This window comes from Streptomyces sp. NPDC050287, from assembly GCF_044459385.1.
GTDB lineage: Bacteria > Actinomycetota > Actinomycetes > Streptomycetales > Streptomycetaceae > Streptomyces.
Genome location: NZ_JBITIY010000016.1, coordinates 1 through 17,940 on the forward strand (window position 1 = coordinate 1; position 17,940 = coordinate 17,940).

Annotated in this window: 13 protein-coding genes; 8 read left to right on the forward strand and 5 right to left on the reverse strand. The window is 69.7% G+C overall.

Annotated features, from left to right (window positions below):
* Positions 1 to 100 precede the first annotated feature (100 nt).
* The 6 genes from ACIBK3_RS38940 to ACIBK3_RS38965 all read left to right on the forward strand — a co-directional run bounded on the left by ACIBK3_RS38940 (position 101) and on the right by ACIBK3_RS38965 (position 7,945).
* Positions 101 to 754, forward strand: coding sequence for an SDR family NAD(P)-dependent oxidoreductase (locus tag ACIBK3_RS38940; protein WP_399372663.1), 654 nt, complete (start codon positions 101 to 103; stop codon positions 752 to 754).
* Positions 755 to 803: 49 nt separating this feature from the next.
* Positions 804 to 2,366 (forward strand): long-chain fatty acid--CoA ligase, encoded by a 1,563-nt coding sequence (locus ACIBK3_RS38945; protein ID WP_399372664.1) that lies wholly within the window; start codon positions 804 to 806, stop codon positions 2,364 to 2,366.
* 392 nt (positions 2,367 to 2,758) lie between these two features.
* Positions 2,759 to 3,409: a 2Fe-2S iron-sulfur cluster-binding protein gene (locus ACIBK3_RS38950; protein ID WP_399372666.1), complete on the forward strand. Its 651-nt coding sequence runs from the start codon at positions 2,759 to 2,761 to the stop codon at positions 3,407 to 3,409.
* A gap of 13 nt (positions 3,410 to 3,422) precedes the next feature.
* On the forward strand, positions 3,423 to 4,403 hold the full coding sequence (locus tag ACIBK3_RS38955; protein ID WP_399372667.1) for an FAD binding domain-containing protein: 981 nt from the start codon (positions 3,423 to 3,425) through the stop codon (positions 4,401 to 4,403).
* Entirely contained in the window at positions 4,400 to 6,631 is a 2,232-nt protein-coding gene (locus ACIBK3_RS38960; protein WP_399372668.1) for a xanthine dehydrogenase family protein molybdopterin-binding subunit, read from the forward strand. The genes ACIBK3_RS38955 and ACIBK3_RS38960 overlap by 4 nt, the downstream gene beginning before the upstream one ends.
* A 174-nt stretch (positions 6,632 to 6,805) precedes the next feature.
* Positions 6,806 to 7,945, forward strand: coding sequence for an XdhC family protein (locus ACIBK3_RS38965; RefSeq protein ID WP_399372669.1), 1,140 nt, complete (start codon positions 6,806 to 6,808; stop codon positions 7,943 to 7,945).
* A 63-nt stretch (positions 7,946 to 8,008) separates the two neighbouring features.
* Here the strand turns inward: ACIBK3_RS38965 and ACIBK3_RS38970 are convergent, their stop codons facing one another.
* Positions 8,009 to 9,295 (reverse strand): cellulase-like family protein, encoded by a 1,287-nt coding sequence (locus ACIBK3_RS38970; RefSeq protein ID WP_399372671.1) that lies wholly within the window; start codon positions 9,293 to 9,295, stop codon positions 8,009 to 8,011.
* 224 nt (positions 9,296 to 9,519) lie between these two features.
* On the opposite strand from ACIBK3_RS38970, the gene ACIBK3_RS38975 reads away from it, so the two are divergent.
* The gene (locus ACIBK3_RS38975; protein WP_399372673.1) at positions 9,520 to 11,604 is read left to right on the forward strand and encodes a glycoside hydrolase family 2 protein; all 2,085 of its coding nucleotides are present in this window, start codon (positions 9,520 to 9,522) and stop codon (positions 11,602 to 11,604) included.
* A 79-nt stretch (positions 11,605 to 11,683) separates the two neighbouring features.
* On the opposite strand, the gene ACIBK3_RS38980 is transcribed toward ACIBK3_RS38975, so the two are convergent.
* The 4 genes from ACIBK3_RS38980 to ACIBK3_RS38995 form a co-directional block, all read right to left on the reverse strand.
* Complete coding sequence (locus tag ACIBK3_RS38980) at positions 11,684 to 12,517, reverse strand: carbohydrate ABC transporter permease (RefSeq protein ID WP_399372886.1); 834 nt, start codon at positions 12,515 to 12,517, stop codon at positions 11,684 to 11,686.
* A 95-nt stretch (positions 12,518 to 12,612) separates the two neighbouring features.
* Positions 12,613 to 13,557, reverse strand: coding sequence for a carbohydrate ABC transporter permease (locus ACIBK3_RS38985; RefSeq protein WP_399372675.1), 945 nt, complete (start codon positions 13,555 to 13,557; stop codon positions 12,613 to 12,615).
* A complete protein-coding gene (locus tag ACIBK3_RS38990; protein ID WP_399372676.1) occupies positions 13,554 to 14,723 on the reverse strand; it encodes an ABC transporter substrate-binding protein in 1,170 nt (389 codons plus the stop codon). Before ACIBK3_RS38990 ends, ACIBK3_RS38985 begins: the two co-directional genes overlap by 4 nt.
* Before the next feature lie 290 nt (positions 14,724 to 15,013).
* Positions 15,014 to 17,056 (reverse strand): beta-galactosidase, encoded by a 2,043-nt coding sequence (locus ACIBK3_RS38995; protein WP_399372678.1) that lies wholly within the window; start codon positions 17,054 to 17,056, stop codon positions 15,014 to 15,016.
* 98 nt (positions 17,057 to 17,154) lie between these two features.
* Here ACIBK3_RS38995 and ACIBK3_RS39000 point away from each other — a divergent pair, with 98 nt between their 5' ends.
* Entirely contained in the window at positions 17,155 to 17,916 is a 762-nt protein-coding gene (locus tag ACIBK3_RS39000) for an SDR family NAD(P)-dependent oxidoreductase (protein ID WP_399372679.1), read from the forward strand.
* The last annotated feature ends 24 nt before the right edge of the window (positions 17,917 to 17,940 follow it).

Genomic DNA, 17,940 nt, shown 5'->3' on the forward strand with positions numbered 1-17,940 from the left:
CCGGTCCGGGAGTAAAGGCTCGATCCGCGCCCACTGCGCGTCAGTCAACGGCACTCCCGGACCAACGATCAGATGATCCGAACGAAACGGCCTAGGCGACATGACCCGAGCGGTCGCGACCGTCGTCAGGGACGCCGGCCGCCTGGACATCGTGATCGCGAACGCAGGCGTGGTCGCGCGGGGCGTGACCCTCCGGGCGTCATCGGCCAAGGTGGTCGACCGGCTCTTCGATGTGAACGTCGGGGGTGTGCTCAACACGGTCCGTGCTGCCCTTCCGGGCCTCATCGACAACCGTGGCCGGCTCGTACTGATCTCGTCGGTGTTCGCGTTCGTCAACGGCGCCGGCACGATCCCGTACGCGATGAGCAAGGCATCGGTCGAGCAGCTGGGCCGTGGACTGCGGGTCGAGCTCGCCGCTCATGGCGTCAGCGTCACGACCGCGTACTTCGCGATGATCAACACAGACATGATCCGGCAGAGCGTCGACGAGGATCCTGCGGCCCAGGCGCTGCTCGACACCCAACCGAGGTTCCTGCGCAAGCGCATCAGTCCCGAGCAAGCGGCGCAAGCCATCGTGGAGGGCCTGTGTCGCCGGGATGTGCGGGTGTTCCGTCCGCGCAGATGGACAGTGATCTCGAGAGTCCGCGGCATCGTCGCACCCGCCCTGGACTCCGACCTGACGCGGGATCGCACGGTCCAGAGCATTCTCGGACGCCTTGACGCGCGTGAAGGCGAGGACTTCCTGACCACCTGATGTCAGGAACACCACGGGGCCCCGACCACGCACGGACCAGGAGCCATGGATGATGAATTCGACCCGGAACGTTTCCGGTCTGCTGACCCGCACCGCGTCGCGACACCCGGCGCGCACGGCGATCGTCTTCGGTGGCGATCGGATCTCCTACGCGGAACTCGACGCGGCGTCGAACCGGGTGGCGAACCTGCTGATCGAGCGCGGCGTCCGCCCCGGCGAGAAGGTCGCCCTGTCCTGCACGAACATCCCGCAGTTTCCGACGATCTACTTCGGGATCCTCAAGGCCGGCGCGGTCGTCGTGCCGTTGAACGTGCTGCTCAAGGCGCGTGAGATCGCCTACCACCTCAACGACTCCGACGCGACGGCGTACTTCGCCGTCGAGGGCAGTTCGCAGCTCCCGATCGGGCGCGAGGCATGGTCGGGCTTTCAGGCCGCCGATCGGGCCACACAGTTCTTCTTCATCGGCAGCGGCGCATCCGTGGACGGCGTCACCCCGGACCAGATCTACGCTACCGCTGTCGCCGGGCAGCCAGAGACGTTCGAGACGGTCGAGAGCGCCGACGACGACACCGCGGTCATCCTCTACACCTCCGGCACCACCGGGCAGCCCAAAGGTGCAGAACTCAGACACCGGAACGTGTACGACATCGCCCGAGCCGGTGTCCAGCTCTTCGCGTCGGACCCCGCGACACCCGACGTCTACCTGTGCGTTCTTCCGCTCTTCCACGCCTTCGGCCAAATGGTCATCCAGAACGGCGCCATCGGGCTCGGCGGCACACTCGTCCTGCAACCGAGGTTCTCCGCCCGCCAGGCGCTGGAGCTCATGCTCGACCATGACGTGACGTTCTTCGGCGGCGTACCGACCATGTACTGGGGCCTGCTCGAGGCACTCGACGACAGCGTCGACGTCGCCCGACTGGCCGCCAGCCTGCGCATCGCCGTGTCCGGTGGTTCCGCGCTTCCCGCGAAGATCCACCAAGAGTTCAAGAAACGCTTCGGTGTCACGATCCTCGAGGGCTACGGGCTCTCGGAGACGGCGGCCATCGCGTCATTCGCCACGTACGGCGAGGAGCCCCGGGTCGGATCGATCGGCCGGCCCATCGCCGGCGTCGGGATGAAGCTCATCAACGATGACTGGTCGGATGTGGAGGACGACCCCGGCGCGGTCGGGGAGATCGCGATCAAGGGCTACAACATCATGAAGGGCTATTACATGCGCCCCGAGGCCACCTCGGAGGCCATCAGCCAAGGATGGTTCCGCACCGGAGATCTGGCTCGCAAGGACGCGGACGGCTTCTACTTCGTCGTCGACCGGTCCAAGGACATGATCATTCGCGGTGGGTTCAACGTCTACCCCCGTGAGCTCGAGGAGGTGCTCATGGAGCACCCCGCCGTCTCCCTGGTCGCCGTCATCGGAGTTCCGCACCTCAGTCACGGGGAGGAGATCAAGGCCGTCGTCGTCAAGAAGGCCGGTGACAGTACGACCGAGGCCGAGCTGACAGCTTGGGGAAAGGAACAATTCGCCGGCTACAAGTACCCGCGCATCGTCGAGTTCGTCGACGCCCTGCCCATGACCTCCACCGGGAAGATCCTCAAGCGCGAATTGTCCTAGAAGGCAGGGCCGACAGTTCGGTGCCGGCGTGGCCCGGCGCATCCAGCGGCGGGCCAACCGGTGCCGAGCTGGTCACCGTGCCCGCCCGAGAGAAAGTCTTCATCGGGCCATGACCGGATGACGCAACCCGCACCCGGGAGGCGGCGCGGCTCCGTCCGGCTCAGCCGCGCGCGCGAGTGCCCCCGATCCTGTCGGTGAGTCGTTCCTGAGGGAGCGTAAAGGGGGAGGAAAGTCTCCCTGCCACGAGCGATGCCGGTGATGCGAGACTCCCCCCGGGAGCAGCCGCCACCGCCAAGGCACACGGTCGGCAGGATCCACGCGGTGGTGAAGATCCCGCCTCTCCTCCCGCTGTTGTTGTACGACTGACCCGTCTGTGATGTGAAGGCGTACGTATGTCTACTGAACTCCCTGAATCTGCTGTCCCGCCCCCCACCGGATCCAGCGAGTCCTCCCCGGCCCCCACCCGGCGCACCTTCATCGCCGCCGGCACCGCCGTCAGCGGTGCCGTCGTCGCGGGCGGCGTGATCGGAGGTTCGTTCCTCGCTGATGCGCAGGAAGCGACGGCCGCTGAGGAACCGCCTTCCAGCCGTGTCACCTTGACCGTCAACGGCACCCGCCAAGCCGTGACGGTCGACAACCGCACCTCGCTGCTGGACCTGCTGCGCGAGCATCTCGACCTGACCGGCTCGAAGAAGGGCTGCGACGCCGGTGCCTGCGGCGCGTGCACGGTGCTCGTCGACGGGCAGCGGCGCAACGCCTGCCTGACGCTCGCGGTACGGCTGGAGGGCGCCGAGGTCACCACCATCGAGGGTCTCGCCGACGGTGACGAACTCCACCCTCTGCAGCAGGCGTTCATCGACCAGGACGCCTTCCAGTGCGGCTACTGCACTCCCGGACAGATCATGTCCGGTGTCGGCTGTGTCCAGGAGGGTCACACCGGTTCGCCGGAGGAGATCAGGGAGTGGATGAGCGGCAACATCTGCCGCTGCGGCTGTTACGTCAAGATCGTGCGCGCGGTGGAGCACACCGCGGGCCGGAAGTAAGGGAGCGGCCCGTATGCATCCCTTCTCCTACACCCGCGTCTCGGGCACCCGTGAAGCCCTCGACGCCGGTCGCCGCGGCGGGCGTTACATCGCCGGGGGCACCACGCTGGTCGACCTGATGCGCGAGACGGTCGAGCGTCCCGAGTCGCTGGTCGACATCTCCGGCCTGCCGTTGCGAGGGGTCAGCGTCACCGAGCGCGGGGGCTTGCGGATCGGTGCGTTGGTGAGCATGTCCGAGGCGGCCGCCCATCCCAAGGTGCGCACGCTGTACCCGGTCGTCTCCCAGGCGCTGGAGCTGAGTGCCTCGGCCCAGTTGCGGAACATGGCGACCATCGGCGGCAACATCATGCAGCGCACCCGGTGCACCTACTTCCGTGACGTGACCGCCGCCTGCAACAAGCGTGAGCCCGGCTCCGGCTGCGCCGCGCTGGAGGGCTTCAACCGCACTCACGCGATTCTCGGCGCCTCCGACGCCTGTGTGGCCACCCACCCCTCCGACGTCGCCGTGGCGTTCGCCGCGCTGGAGGCGACGGTGCGCCTGCTGGGCCCGGACGGGGAGCGCACCCTGCCCTTCGCCGACTTCCTGTTGCGGCCGGGTAAGTCACCGGATCGTGAACAGGCGCTGAAGCGAGGAGAGTTGATCACGGCGGTGGAGATCCCGGCCCTCCCGCGGCCACTGAAGTCCGGCTATCTGAAGGTGCGTGACCGGCAGTCCTACGAGTTCGCCCTGACGTCGGCGGCCGTCGCGCTGCACGTACGCGGCGGGGTGGTCCGCGAGGCCAAGGTCGCCGCCGGGGGAGTGGGCACCGTGCCGTGGAAGCTGCCCGCCGTCGAGCAGCACCTCATCGGTGAACGTCCCTCGGAGTCCCTGTGGGCGGAGGCGGCCGCGAAGGCGGCGGACGGCGCCCGTCCCCTTCGGCACAACCGGTTCAAGGCCGAACTGCTCCAGCGGACCGTGGAACGCCAGCTGCGCATCGTAGGAGGTACCAAGTGAGCCCCCAGCCGCAGGCAGCCGTCGGCGCGCCGCTGTCCCGGGTGGACGGACGGCTGAAGGTCACGGGCAAAGCGTTGTACGCCGCCGAGCACCCCCAGGCTCGAACAGCCTCGCGCGGGGGGACCCCCACCTCCGACGGGGCGGCGCACGCCGTCATCGTCAACGCGAGCATCGGCCGTGGCCGTATCACCTCCATCGACACCGGTGCGGCCGAAGCCCACCCGGGCGTGCTGCGGGTGATCCATCACGGCAACGCGCCGAAACTGCCGTACCGCGACAACTCCGGGTCGAACAACCCGCCCGGCCGACGCCTCCGCGTCTTCCAGGACGACCGGGTGCTCTTCCACGGCCAGCCGGTCGCCGTCGTGATCGCCACCACCCTGGAGGCCGCACAGCACGGCGCGAGCCTGGTGAAGGTCGGCTACGAGGCCGAACAGCCCTCGACCGACCTGCACGAGGCCGATGCGGACGAGCCGACGAACTACGCGCGCGGCGACGCCGAGGCCGCCCTCGGTTCCGCGGCGGTGCGGTTGGATCTGACCTACCGCACGGCGCGCAACCACCACAACCCGATGGAGCCGCACGCCACCATCGCCCGCTGGAACGGCGACAAGCTCACCGTCTGGGACAAGACCCAGTGGGTGGTGGGCACGCAGACCGAACTCGCCGCGGTCTTCGGCCTGGAGACGGACGCGGTGCGTGTCATCTCGCCGTTCGTCGGCGGCGGTTTCGGTACGGCACTGCGCTGCTGGCCGCACGTGGCCGTCGCCGCGCTGGCCGCTCGCGAGACGAAACGTCCGGTCAAGCTCGTGCTGAGCCGCAAACAGATGTACCTCGGGACCGGCTTCCGGCCGTCCTACGCGTACCGCCTGCGGCTGGGCAGCGACCGGCGCGGCCGACTGACCGCCGCGGTCCACGAGTTGGAAGCCGAGACCTCCTCCTACGAGAAGTTCACCGAGTCCATCCTGGCCGCCGGGCAGATGCTCTACAGCACGCCCGACGTGAGCCAGGCCTATCGGACCGTGCCGCTCGATCTTCCCACGCCGCTGTACATGCGCGGCCCCGGTTTCCAAACGGCCTCCTTCGTCATCGAGTCGGCCATGGACGAGCTCGCCCACAAGATCGGCATCGACCCGATCGAGCTGCGCCGGCGCAACGAACCGAACGAGGACGAGGCGACCAACCTGCCGTTCTCCACCCGCCGGCTGCGCGAGTGCTACGCGGTCGGTGCCCGGGAGTTCGGCTGGGACCGGCGGGACCCCGAGCCCCGCTCGACGCGTGAGGGGGACTGGCTGATCGGCAGGGGCATGGCGGCCGGCGTCTACGACACCGCGCGCATGCCGGCCCAGGCCCGGGCCCGCCTCGACGCCGACGGCACCGCCGTGGTGGATGCCGCCGCCACCGACATGGGGCCCGGCACCTACACCTCGCAGACACAGGTCGCCGCCGACGCACTCGGACTGAGCATGGGCACGATCACCTCCCGGCTCGGCGACTCCCTGTTCCCGCCGACCCCGCCGCACGGCGGCTCGATGACCATGGCCAGCGTCGGCTCCGCCGTGCTGGACGCCTGCAACCAGGTCCGCCGTCAGGCGATCCACCTGGCCGTCCAGGACCGTGAGTCACCGCTGTACGGCGTGCCGGCCGACGATGTCGTCGTACGCAATGGCCGACTGCACAGGAAGAGCGATCCGGCCCGCGGGGAGACGTACCAGCGGCTGCTGTCCCGCAACGACCGCACCCACCTCGAAGCGGACGGCTCCTTCGCACCGCCCTCGGGGCCCGAGCGGCACTCCTTCTACGGCTACAACGCCACCTTCGCCGAGGTGGCCGTCGATGCCGACCTCGGGCTGGTGCGGGTGCGGCGGATGCTCGGTGTGTATGACGCGGGCCGCATCATCAGCCCCAAGCTGGCCGACAGTCAGGCACTCGGCGGCATGGTCGGCGGCATCGGCACGGCCCTGCTGGAGCACACGGTCACCGACCACCGCGACGGCCGGATCGTCAACGCCAACCTCGCCGACTACCTCGTCCCCGTCAACGCCGACATCCCCGACCTCAAGGCGATCTACCTGGACGGCGAGGACCGCGAGGCCGACCCGCTGGGCGTCAAGGGCCTCGGAGAGCTGGTGATGATCGGCGTGGCGCCCGCCATCGCCAACGCGGTCTTCAACGCCACCGGCCGCCGCATCCGCGAACTGCCCATCACCGCCGAGGCGTTGCTCTGACCCTGGCCGTCCCTTCAGGGACGGGCCCGTCGACCGGTCCGGCAGGCCGCCCCGTGACTGCCGGACCTCCCAGGGCCGTCGCCGCGCATGCGCTCCCCCGGCGGCGCGGCGGCGGCCCGCCCCACCCTCGCCACGGCGCACCACGGAACCTCGGCGCACCACGGAGGAAGGCCCATGCTCAACATCGCGGACACACTTCACAGGTGGTGCCGTGAGGCACGTCCCTTCGCCCTGGCCACCGTTGTCGACGTGCACGGCAGCGCACCCCTGCCCGTCGGTACGTCGGTGGCGGTGGACGAGGACGGCAACGCGGTCGGCAGCCTCTCCGGAGGCTGCGTCGAGGGCGCGGTGTACGAACTGTGCCGACAGGTGCTCCACGACCGGGGCGCCCCGCAGCGCGCCTGGTTCGGCTACTCCGACGACGACGCCTTCGCGGTCGGCCTGACCTGCGGCGGCGAACTCGATGTCTACGTCCAGCGCATTGATCCCGCAACCCAGCCGCACCTTTCCACGGCCCTTGCCGAGATCGTCCGAGGGCGACCGGCTGCCGTGGCCCAGGTCCTGGACGGCCCCGACAACCTCCTCGGACCTACCCTGAGCGTCCTCGGTGATGATCACGTCGCCCACGGGGGCGTGGACGGCGGTCCGGTGGACCGGGCGGTGGCCGACCGGGCCAGGGCCCTGCTGCGGGCCGGCCGCACGGCCCGCGTCGACATCGGTGGGGAGGGAGACGGATGCCGGGAACGGCTGTCCGTTCTCTTCCACGTGCATGCGTCCCGGCCGCGCCTGCTGGTCTTCGGCGCGGTGGACTTCGCCGCGGCCCTCAGCCAGGCCGGCCGCTTCCTCGGCTACCGGGTCACCGTCTGCGACGCCCGCCCCGTCTTCGCCACGACCGCGCGCTTCCCCTACGCGGACGAGGTGGTGGTCGAATGGCCCCACCGCTACCTGGAGCGCGCGAGCGTGGACGAGCGCACCGCGGTCTGCGTCCTCACCCACGACGCCAAGTTCGACATCCCCCTGCTGCGCGTGGCGCTCGGCCTGCCCGTCGGGTACGTGGGGGCCATGGGCTCCCGCCGCACCCACGACGAACGCCTGCGCCTCCTGCGTCAAGAGGGCGTCACGGACGCCCAGTTGGCCCGCCTGCGCTCCCCGATCGGCCTCGACCTCGGCGCCCGCACACCGGAGGAGACGGCACTGTCGATCACCGCGGAGATCATCGCCCAGACCAACCAGGGCACGGGCCGGCCTCTGACCCTGATCACCGGTCCGATCCACAGGCCGCCCCGGCCGAGGCGGCCGGTCGCGGTCACGTGAGCGAGGGGCAACGGTGTTCTTCGTGACCGGCGGTCTGCGACAGCCGCACAGTGTGGTCCGTGTTCAGCCGGCCGTGATACGCGCGTTGACGCGGCGCATCCAGTCCCGGTCGGTGTTCCACATGGGGTGGTGAGGTGCCGCGTTCGAGGTCAGGACAACACCCTTGAACCCCGCGTCGAGGCATCGGTCGACGACGAACTCCGCGATGTCCTTGCCGACGGCGTCCTCCTCGAAACGGGTCAGCAGAGGGGTGTAGCCCACGACGCCCTCGCCGAGGACGGCCGGGATTCCACGGCGGCGGGCGAATCCGGCGACGGAGTCGACCCACAGGGCCAGGGTCTGCCGCATGGCCTCGCGGTGCGGAAGGTAGTTCTCGTACAGCCACAGGTCCCAGCGGTCGGGATCGACCCAGTCGTGCGCGTAGAACAGCTCGCGCGGGATCCCGGTGGCCGCCAGCCGCCAGGGCTCGTCCGGCTGGTAGTCGGCGAACGCGGGGGCGTCCGGGCGCAGCATGCCGGCCAGTTCGGGGGTGGGCCAGGTGGCGGTGGCCGGCGCCTGCTCGGTGCCGTGGCCGAGTCCGACGGCCTGGTACAGCGCGCCGAGGACGCCGTAGACGTAGAAGTGGAAGTGGGCGATCTGCGACTGTTCCGGCAGCTCGTCGAGTTCGAGCGGCCAGGGCTCTCCCAGTGAGTACGTGACCGGGATGCCGGGGTGGCGCGCCCGCAGCAGCTCCACGGCGCGTCCGAGGGGGCCGCGCAGCCGGGAGTAGTGGGAGCCGCCGTCGCTCGGAACCAGGTTGCAGTTGTCGACCTCGTTGTGCACCTCGACGTAGGCGACCGGGCCGGCCAGTCCGCGATCGGTGAGGAAGTCCAGGAGCCCGCTGAGCGCTTCGGCCATCACCTCGGCGCGTTCGGGCCCGGGGATCTCGGCCAGGGCGCGGTGCCAGGTGTCGGTTTCGGCGAAGCAGGGGGACTGCTGGTACTCCCACGAGGAGACGATCACCCGGCAGTCGTGCCGGGCGGCCGCCTCGAACAGCTCGACCAGGCGCCGGCGGCCGTCCACCGCGTGGCCGCCGGGCACGTTGTACCAGCGGGTGCGCTGTCCGAACTGCTTGCCCAGGCCGCGGATGCGGAGGGATTCCGGGTCGGGGACGCGGCCGGAGAACAGCAGGAAGGGCATGGCGCAGATCCGTACGGTGTTGAAGCCGCGGTCCACTGCCTCCGCGAAGGCGCGGTCGAGGTCGGCGAACGGTTCCCCGGGCCCGGCCTGCGTGTACCAGCTGAAGTCCCACAGAGTGATGGCGAGCCGACCGTTGGTCTCGCCCGAAGTGTCCTGTCCGTATGCGGTCATGGAGTCGCCCGTCGCTTGTAGCGGTGAGTGTCCTGGAGTCGGCCGAGCTGCTGCGGCCGGCTCGGCGGCTCCACGCTACATCAATTCATTAATAATGAATATTCCTTGACAGTGTCTCGGGGACTGTCCCAGGCTCTTGCGGCGAACGGACACACGCATGTCACCAGCCACCGTGCGAACGCCCAGGCACCGCACGGTCGGTGAGCCGAGGGAGCAAGCACGTCATGACCGATCACGCCCACCCGTCAGAACAAGCACCCGCGGCCGCCGGCCGCCCGTCACGGCGCACTGTGGTCGCCGCACTCGGCGCCACCGCCGGATTCGTCGCCCTCCCGGCATGGCCGGACGAGGCATCAGCCGCAGCCGGTGCGGCCACCACCACGTCGGACGGCCCCGCTCTCGACACCCATCCGGACACCGAGCCGTCCGCAACCCACGTGCGCGGCGTCGGCGGCACCAACGTCGTCTTCCAGTACGGCGCCGTGCTCCCCAGCTTCGACGGCTGGCGCACCCATGAGCCGACCCGCGAGTACCTGTCCCTGGACAAACGGTGGCAGTTCCGCTTCGACCCCCAGGGCCGCGGACTCGGCGAGGGCTGGCAGTCCCCGCACCTCGACGACCGCGCCTGGGACGGCATCGACGTCCCGGCGGCCTGGGACTTGCTGAACACCCCCGGATTCGCCACGGAGACCGCCACCTTCGGCACGGGCACGGCATTCGCCGACGGTTACGCCTGGTACCGCACCACCGTCGACGTTCCCGCGTCATGGCGTGCCCGCCACGTGCGACTGGCCTTCCTCGCCGCCGGCTACAGCGCCGAGGTCTGGCTCGACGGCACCCACCTCGGCAAGCACGAAGGAGCCAACTCCCCCTTCGCGCTTTTGGCGGCGGGGGCGCTCCGGCCGGGAACGCGGCAGACGATCGCGGTGCGAGTCTTCCGCCGGGCCAGCTGTGCCGACTACACCGACCCGACCTCGCAGCCGGTCACCGACGACTACGAGATCCCCTACAAGCCGGTCGACCACTGGCCCTACGCGGGTCTGACCCGGTCCGCCTGGATCGAGGCGGTTCCGCGGGTCACCATCGCGAAGCTGCTCACGGCCGGGGTGCGAGGGAAGCTGGAGACACGGGCGGTCGTGGAGAACCACGGCACCACCGACTTCCACGGCTACCTCACGCTGGATCCCGGCCGGGGGAGCGGCGGCCGGACGACGGTCGTCCCGGCGCGGATCGCGGCGGGATCGGTCGGTGTGGTGCCCGTGTCGGTCGCCGTGCCCCGCGCGTCGCGGTGGGCTCCGGGCTCACCGCACACGCTCACCGCCCGCGCCACGCTGACCGCCTCGAAACCCGGCGGCCCGCGCGTGGACACCCTGTCCGCGGTCTACGGAATGCGTGACCTGTCCGTGGCGGGCGCGCACCTGCGGTTGAACGGCAGGCCGCTGTTCCTCAAGGGCCTCAACTGGCACGAGGAGACGGCCGCGCACGGCAGGGCGATGACGCCGGCCGAGTACGACAGGGAACTGGGTCACATCACCGCCCTGGGCGCCGACTTCGTCCGCAACTGCGTCTACAACCGCCACCCGTACGTCTACGACTGGGCGGACGAGCACGGTGTGCTGGTGATGGACGACATCGACACCATGTGGCTCAACACCCGCCAGGAAAGGCTGCAGACCGAGCACTACGGTCTGGCCCGGGCCCTGGCCCTGACGATGGCGTGGAACCAGCACAACCACCCGTCAGTGATCCTCTGGGGCCTGCAGAACGAGTCGGAGATCGACGCCGACGGCGCCCCCGTGTACCGCGCCTGGCTCGCCGATCTCAAGGCGGCCGTGAAGTCGGTCGACCTCACCGCCCGCCCCGTGACCTGGGCCTCCAACACCAGCAACGACCCCGCCTTCGACATCGCCGACGTGATCGGGTTCAACGAGTACTTCGGCTACTTCTACGGCAAGGACGCCGACCTCGGCCCCACGCTGGACGCCGTGCACGCCAAGTACCCCGACAAGCCGATCCTGATCACGGAGAACGGCACCTGGTCCGAGGCCGGCAATCACGGCTCGAACACCACCCAGGGCACGGAGGAATGGCAGGCGGACAGCTTCACCGCCCACTGGACCCAGGTGGCCGAGCGCAGCGAGTTCGTCGCCGGCTTCACGTACTGGGTGCTCAAGGACTACAAGCAACGGGCCGGGTACAACCAGGACCACAACGGCATCTCCGTCATGGGCCTGCTCACCTTCGCCGATGAGCGGCCCAAGCTCGTCTACGAGGCGTTCCGGAAGGCGGCCGGTCCGCGGGGTGTCTGAATGACGTAGCCCACATGATCCGTCGGTGGCCCGTGGTGCGGGCCACCGACGGATCGGTCACACCCAGCCCTCGTACCTGTCAGCCCTTGACGCTGCCCTGAGTCAGTCCGGAGCGCCAGTAGCGCTGCAGGACGAGCATCGCGGCGGCCAGCGGAAGGATCGAGACAAACGCTCCCCCCACCGTGAGCTGATAGAGCTCCGGATTGCGGTCGGCCGCCGACTGCCAGGTGGTCAGGCCCAGCGTGATGGGGTACTTGCGGTCGTCGGAGAGCATGACCAGCGGCAGGAAGTAGTTGTTCCAGATGCCGACGAACTGGAACAGGAACACGGTCACCAGCGCGGGCGTCATCGTGCGCAGCACGAGGGTGCCGAAGATCCGCCATTCGCCGGCGCCGTCGACGCGGGCCGCCTCCAGCATCTCGGCCGGCACCGCCGCCTCCGCGTAGATCCGGCACAGATAGACACCGAACGGGCTGACCAGACTGGGGATCAGCACCGCCCAGTATGTGTTGGCCAGGCCGACCTTGCTGAACAGCAGGTACATCGGCAGGGCGAGCGCGGTGCTGGGGAGCAGGACGCCGGCGAGCACCACCTTGAAGACCGTCTCCCGCCCGCGGAACCGGTAGACGGCGAGGGCGTACCCGGCGGCACCCGCGAGCAGGGTGGCCAGCGCGCCGCCCACCCCCGCGTACAGGAGGCTGTTCCACGTCCAGCTCCAGAAGATGCCGTCGCCGTAGGAGAAGACCTGCGACAGGTTGTGCAGCCACCGCGGGTCGGAGAACCACAGTCCGAAGGTCCCGAAGAGGTCGGGACTGCTCTTGGTGGAGGCCACCACCAGCCAGTAGACGGGCAGCAGGAAGTAGAGCGCAGCGACGGTCAGCAGTGCGGCCAGCAGGATCCGCGAGGGCTTCAGGCCACGGTACGGCCCGCCGTGGCGGCGTTGTCCGGTGGAGCGTGGGGCGTCGGCGGAGGCGGCCGCCGGCTTCTTGACGGGGGGTGTGGACACGCTCACCGTGCATCCCTTCTTTCCTTGCGGTTCACCAGGCTGAGGAAGCCGAAGGACAGCACGCTCGCGACCAGGGCGAGGATCACCGACTCGGCTGCGGCGAGGTAGATGTTGTTGTTGGCGAAGGCCTCGGTGTAGGCGCTCAGGTTCGGGGTGTACGAACTGCTGACCGTCGAGGTCAGCGGCTTGATGACCAGCGGTTCGGCGAACAGCTGCAGGGTGCCGATGATGGAGAAGACGCCGGTGAGCACGAGGGCGGGCCGGGCCAGCGGGAGCTTGATCCGGACCGCCGTCTGCCACGCCCCGGCCCCGTCGATGCGCGCGGCCTCGTAGAGCTCCTGCGGGATCGCCTTGAGCTGGGCGACGATCACCAGCATGTTGTAGCCGGCGAACTCCCAGATCACGATGTTGGCGATGGACCACAGCACGCTGTCGTAGCCGAGGAAGTCGGGAGCGAGACCGATCCTGCCGAGCAGGTCGACGAGGGGGCTCACGCCCGGTACGTACAGAAAGCCCCACAGGATGGAGGCGATGACGCCGGGAACGCCGTACGGCAGGAAATAGGCGGCCCGCAGGACGCCCGCCCAGCGGTTCGAGACCGTGTCGAGTGCCAGTGCCAGCGCGGTGGACAGCAGCAGCATCACCGGGATCTGCACGAGGCCGAACAACAGCACCCGTGCGAAGCCCTCCAGGAAGGCCGACTGCTGCAGGGCGAGGGTGTAGTTGTCCAGTCCGGCGAAGCCGACGGTGGCCGGGCCCAGGCCCAGTGGTCCGGACCGGACCGGCTTGAGCAGGCTCTCGTAGACCGCGTAGCCGAGCGGGAGGGCGAAGGTGAACAGGAAGAGGGCGACGAAGGGGAGGAGGAAGCCCCAGGCGGAGCGGTCGGGGCGAGCGGAGCGCCGGCCGCCCGGCGCGGACGTCTTCCTCCGGCTGATCGCGGTGCTCATCGAGCGCTCCTCGCCTTCAGGCCCTTGGCCAGCAGGTTGTCCACGGTGTGTTTCTGGGCCCCGGACAGCGTCGACGCGAGCGTGCCGTCCCCGGCGATGGCGGCGCCGAAGGCGTCCTGGAGCTGGGCGAAGTCGGCGTCCGTCGTCGGAGACCACTTCCAGGAGGTGTCGATGGCCCGGTCGGAGGCGGCGAACACGTCGTTGTAGCGCTGACCGCCGAAGAACGGGTCGGGCTTGTCGAGTGCCGATCCGCGGAAGATGCCGGCGGCGGCGGGCCAGCCGTAGCCGACGCCGATGTTCAGGTCGACGGCCCGGCGGTCGGTGTTGATCCAGTGCGCGAACCGCAGAGCCTCACGCGGGTGGCGGCTGCCCTGGAGGATGGCGGTGGACGACCCGCCCCAGTTGGCGGAGGCGTTCTCTCCTGCCTTCCACTGCGGCAGCTGGGCGACCCGCCACATTCCCTTGGTGCCCGGCGCGTTGCCACGGAGCAGGGCATCGCCCCACTGCGGCCCTACCCAGGCGGAGACGGCTCCGGTCTGGACATGCCGGTACCAGGCGCTGGACATGTCGGGTTCGACGAAGACGAGGTCGTCGCGGACCATCCTCGCCCAGTAGTCCGCGACCTCGCGGGAGAGGTCGTCGTTCATGTCGACGACCCAGGTGTCGCCCTCGGTGCGCACCCACCGTGCGCCGCGCTGCCAGCACATCGCGGCGAACCAGCTGGGCTGGTTGGGTGCGAAGGCGCAGAACCGGGCGCCGTCGCCGCGGGCCTTGACCACGCGGGCCGCCTTCTCGAACTCGGCCCATGTGGTGGGGGGTTCGATGCCCCACTTCGCGAAGAGGTCCTGGCGGTAGAAGAGTCCCATCGGGCCGGACGCCTGAGGGATGGTGTAGACCCGGCCGTCGAAGACGCCCTGCTTCCACTGCCACGGCACGTAGCTGTCGCGCAGCTTGTCGGCACCGTACGCGCTCAGGTCCGTCAGGCCGTTGACCAGCATGAAGCCGGGAAGCTCGTGATATTCGACCTGCGCCAGGTCCGGGGGGTCTCCGGCGGCCAGCGAGGAGTGCATCTTCTGGTAGCCGCCCTGGACGTTGGCGGGGATCGCCTGCATCTCGACCTGGATGTCGGGATGGGTTCGGTTCCACAGGTCGACGGTCTTCTGCATCGGCACCCACGTCCAGAAGACCAGCTTGACCTTCTGGCCGCGGCGCGTGGGTTCCTGTCTGGTGGTGCGGGCGGCTCCGATGGTCTGGCCGCAGGCGGTCAGGGCGGGGGCGGCGGTGAGCGCCGCTGCCGCCCCCGTGCCCCACCGGAGAACGGCTCTCCGCGAGGGTGTTGGCGTGTCCGTGTGTGTCCCTTTGTTCTACGGTCTGTTCAGCGCGGCTCAGTGCGGCCAGTGCGGCTCGGCACGGCTCAGAGGCGGCTCAGCGCGGCCCAGTGCGGCTCAGCGCCTGCTCACGGCTTGGTCAGTACGGCCACTCCGGCGGCCGGCAGCGTGATGCGGTCGGTGGCAGCCGTCCTCGGGGCCAGCGCGTCGGTCATCGGCTCGGGCAGCGTGACCTCGACTGGTTCCTGGCCGTGGTTCAGCAGGAAGATGAACCGTCCGCTCTCGCCCTCACGGACGGTCGCCTGCACGTGCTCCGGAAGCCCGGCCAGTACGGGGCCGACGTTCGCGGCACGGCACACGTCGTCCGTCAGGGCCCGCATGGCCTCGGGCGCGAGGCGCGTCGCGACGTACCACGCGGTGCCCTCGCCGAAGGAGTGGCGGGTGACGGCCGGCTGTCCGGCCAGCGGCCCGGAGCCGAAGTCGGCCACCGCCTCGGCCCCTTCGGGTACCACGACCTCCGACCACAGGTCGGCGCGGCTGACGGCGCCGTCGCGGTGGGCGACGTCGACCGTCTCCTTCTCCGCCAGCGGCCAGAACTCCTCGACGTGCAGGCCCAGTACCTCGCGCAGCGGAGCGGGGTATCCGCCCAGGTGCACCCGGTCGCAGTCGTCGACGATGCCCGAGAAGAACGACACGAGCAGGTGGCCGCCTCCGCGTACGAACTCGGTGAGGCGTTCGGCGTCCTGTTCCTTCAGCAGATACAGGCCCGGCACGACGACGAGGCGGTAGCCGGACAGGTCGCGGTCGGGGGGTACGACGTCGCAGGCGATGCCGGCTTCGAACAGCGGCCGGTAGTGGGCGAGCGCGATCTCCATCTGGTCCAGCGCGGTGGACGGATGCGAGTCGAGCTCCAGAGCCCACCAGCTGTTCCAGTCCAGCACCAGGGCGACCTCGGCGCGGGAGCGGGTGCCGGCGACCCGCGGCACCGAGGCCAACTCGCGCCCGAGCTCGCGCACTTCACGGAAGGTGCGGGTGTCGGTGCCGCCGTGCGGGAGCATCGCCGAGTGGTATTTCTCGGCCCCGCCCTGGGACTGGCGCCACTGGAAGTACAGCACCGCGTCCGCGCCCTGGGCGACCGCCTGCCAGCTCCACAGGCGCATCCGTCCCGGCGGCTTCGGGCCGTTGCGGTCACGCCAGTTCACCGCACTGGGAGCCTGCTCCATCAGCATCCACGGCTGACCGGCGCGGGCGGAGCGGCTGACGTCGAAGATGAAACCCGCCGCGATGTGCGTGTCCCCGTCGTGCGGGTCCTGGTAGACGTCGACCGAGACGACGTCCTCCTCGGCGGCCCAGCGGAAGGCGTCGACGGGCTTGTGCACGCCGATGAAGTTCGTCGTGACGGGGACGTCCGGGGTGATTCGCCGCAGCACCTCCTTCTCCGCCATGTAGCACCGCAGCAGTGCGTCGTCGGAGAACCGGGCGAAGTCCAGCTGCTGTGCGGGGTTGGGGAAGGTGGGCGCGAGCCGTGGCGGCAGCACCTCGTCGAAGCTGTCGTACCGCTGTGACCAGAATGCCGTCGACCAGCCGTCGTTGAGCGCCTCGACGGTGCCGTACCGGTCGGACAGCCAGCGCCGGAAGTCGGCCGCCGACTCGTCGCACCAGCACATCGGCGTGTGGCAGCCGTACTCGTTGCCGATGTGCCACATCTCCAGCGCGGGGTGGTCGGCGTACCGGGTGGCCAGCCGCTCGACCAGGCGCGTGGCGTGGCCGCGGTATACGGCGCTGGAGGGGCAGTAGTGCTGCCGCCCGCCCGGCCACATGCGGCGGCCGTCCGCTGTCTCGGGCAGGATCTCGGGGTGCAGCCGGGACAGCCACGGCGGCGGGGACGCCGTCATGGTGGCCAGGCACACGGCCACACCCGCCCCGGCGAGGTTGTCCATGACCCGGTCGAACCAGGTGAAGTCGTACTCGCCCGGCCTCGGTTCGACCTTGGCCCACGAGAAGATGCCGGCCGTCACCATGGAGACGCCGGCCTCCTTCATCAGCGTGACGTCCTCGGCCCACACCTCCTCGGGCCACTGCTCGGGGTTGTAGTCGCCGCCGAAGGCGATCCCGTCCGGGCGCAGGCGCCGCCGACTGTCGATTGCTACCGCATCTGGCTGTTGTCGCATGCCGGTCAGTTTCGAAGCGCCGTAGCGCGCCCGTCAAGATATTTCCATTATTAATTGAAACAGCTAGGGTGGGCTCAGAACGGAAGGAGAGGGCTGCGATGACGGAATGCAGCAGGCTGACGGGGCGCGTAGCGGTGATCACCGGAGCCGCACACGGGATCGGTGCGGCCACGGCCCGCAGGCTCGCGGCCGAGGGCGCGACGGTCGTGATCACGGACGTGGACGACGCGGCCGGCAAGGAGCTCGCGACGGGCATCGTCGAGAGCGGGGAACGGGCGGAGTACGTACGGTGCGACGTCACCTCCCCCTCCGACTGGGAGAACCTGGCCCGCCACGTCGAGCAGGTTCACGGGCGGCTGGACGTGCTGCACAGCAACGCCTTCGCCCAGCTCACCAAGCCCGCCCACGAACTGAGCGAGGCCGAGTGGGACGGTCAGATGGCCGTGCTGCTCAAACCGGCCTGGCGGGGGATGAAGACCTTCGCCGGCATGCTGCGCGAGGTGTCCGGGTCCGTCGTCCTCACCTCCTCGGTGCACGCGGTCATCGGTCTGCCCGGCCATGCCGCGTACGCCGCGGCCAAAGGCGCGCTGTGCTCGCTGGGACGCCAACTGGCCGTCGAGTACGGTCCGGACATCCGCGTCAACACGGTGCTGCCCGGCCCCATCCTCACCGCCGCCTGGGACTCGATCCCCGAGTCCGACCGGGAGCGCAGTGCGGCGGCCACGGCGGCCAAGCGGTTCGGGCGGCCGGAGGAGGTCGCCGCCGCGGTCGCCTTCCTGGCATCCCCCGACGCCTCCTATGTGACCGGCGCGAGCCTCGTGGTCGATGGAGGATGGAGCGTCATGAAGGAGTCCTCGTGAGCGATGATCATGAGGCCAAGAGTG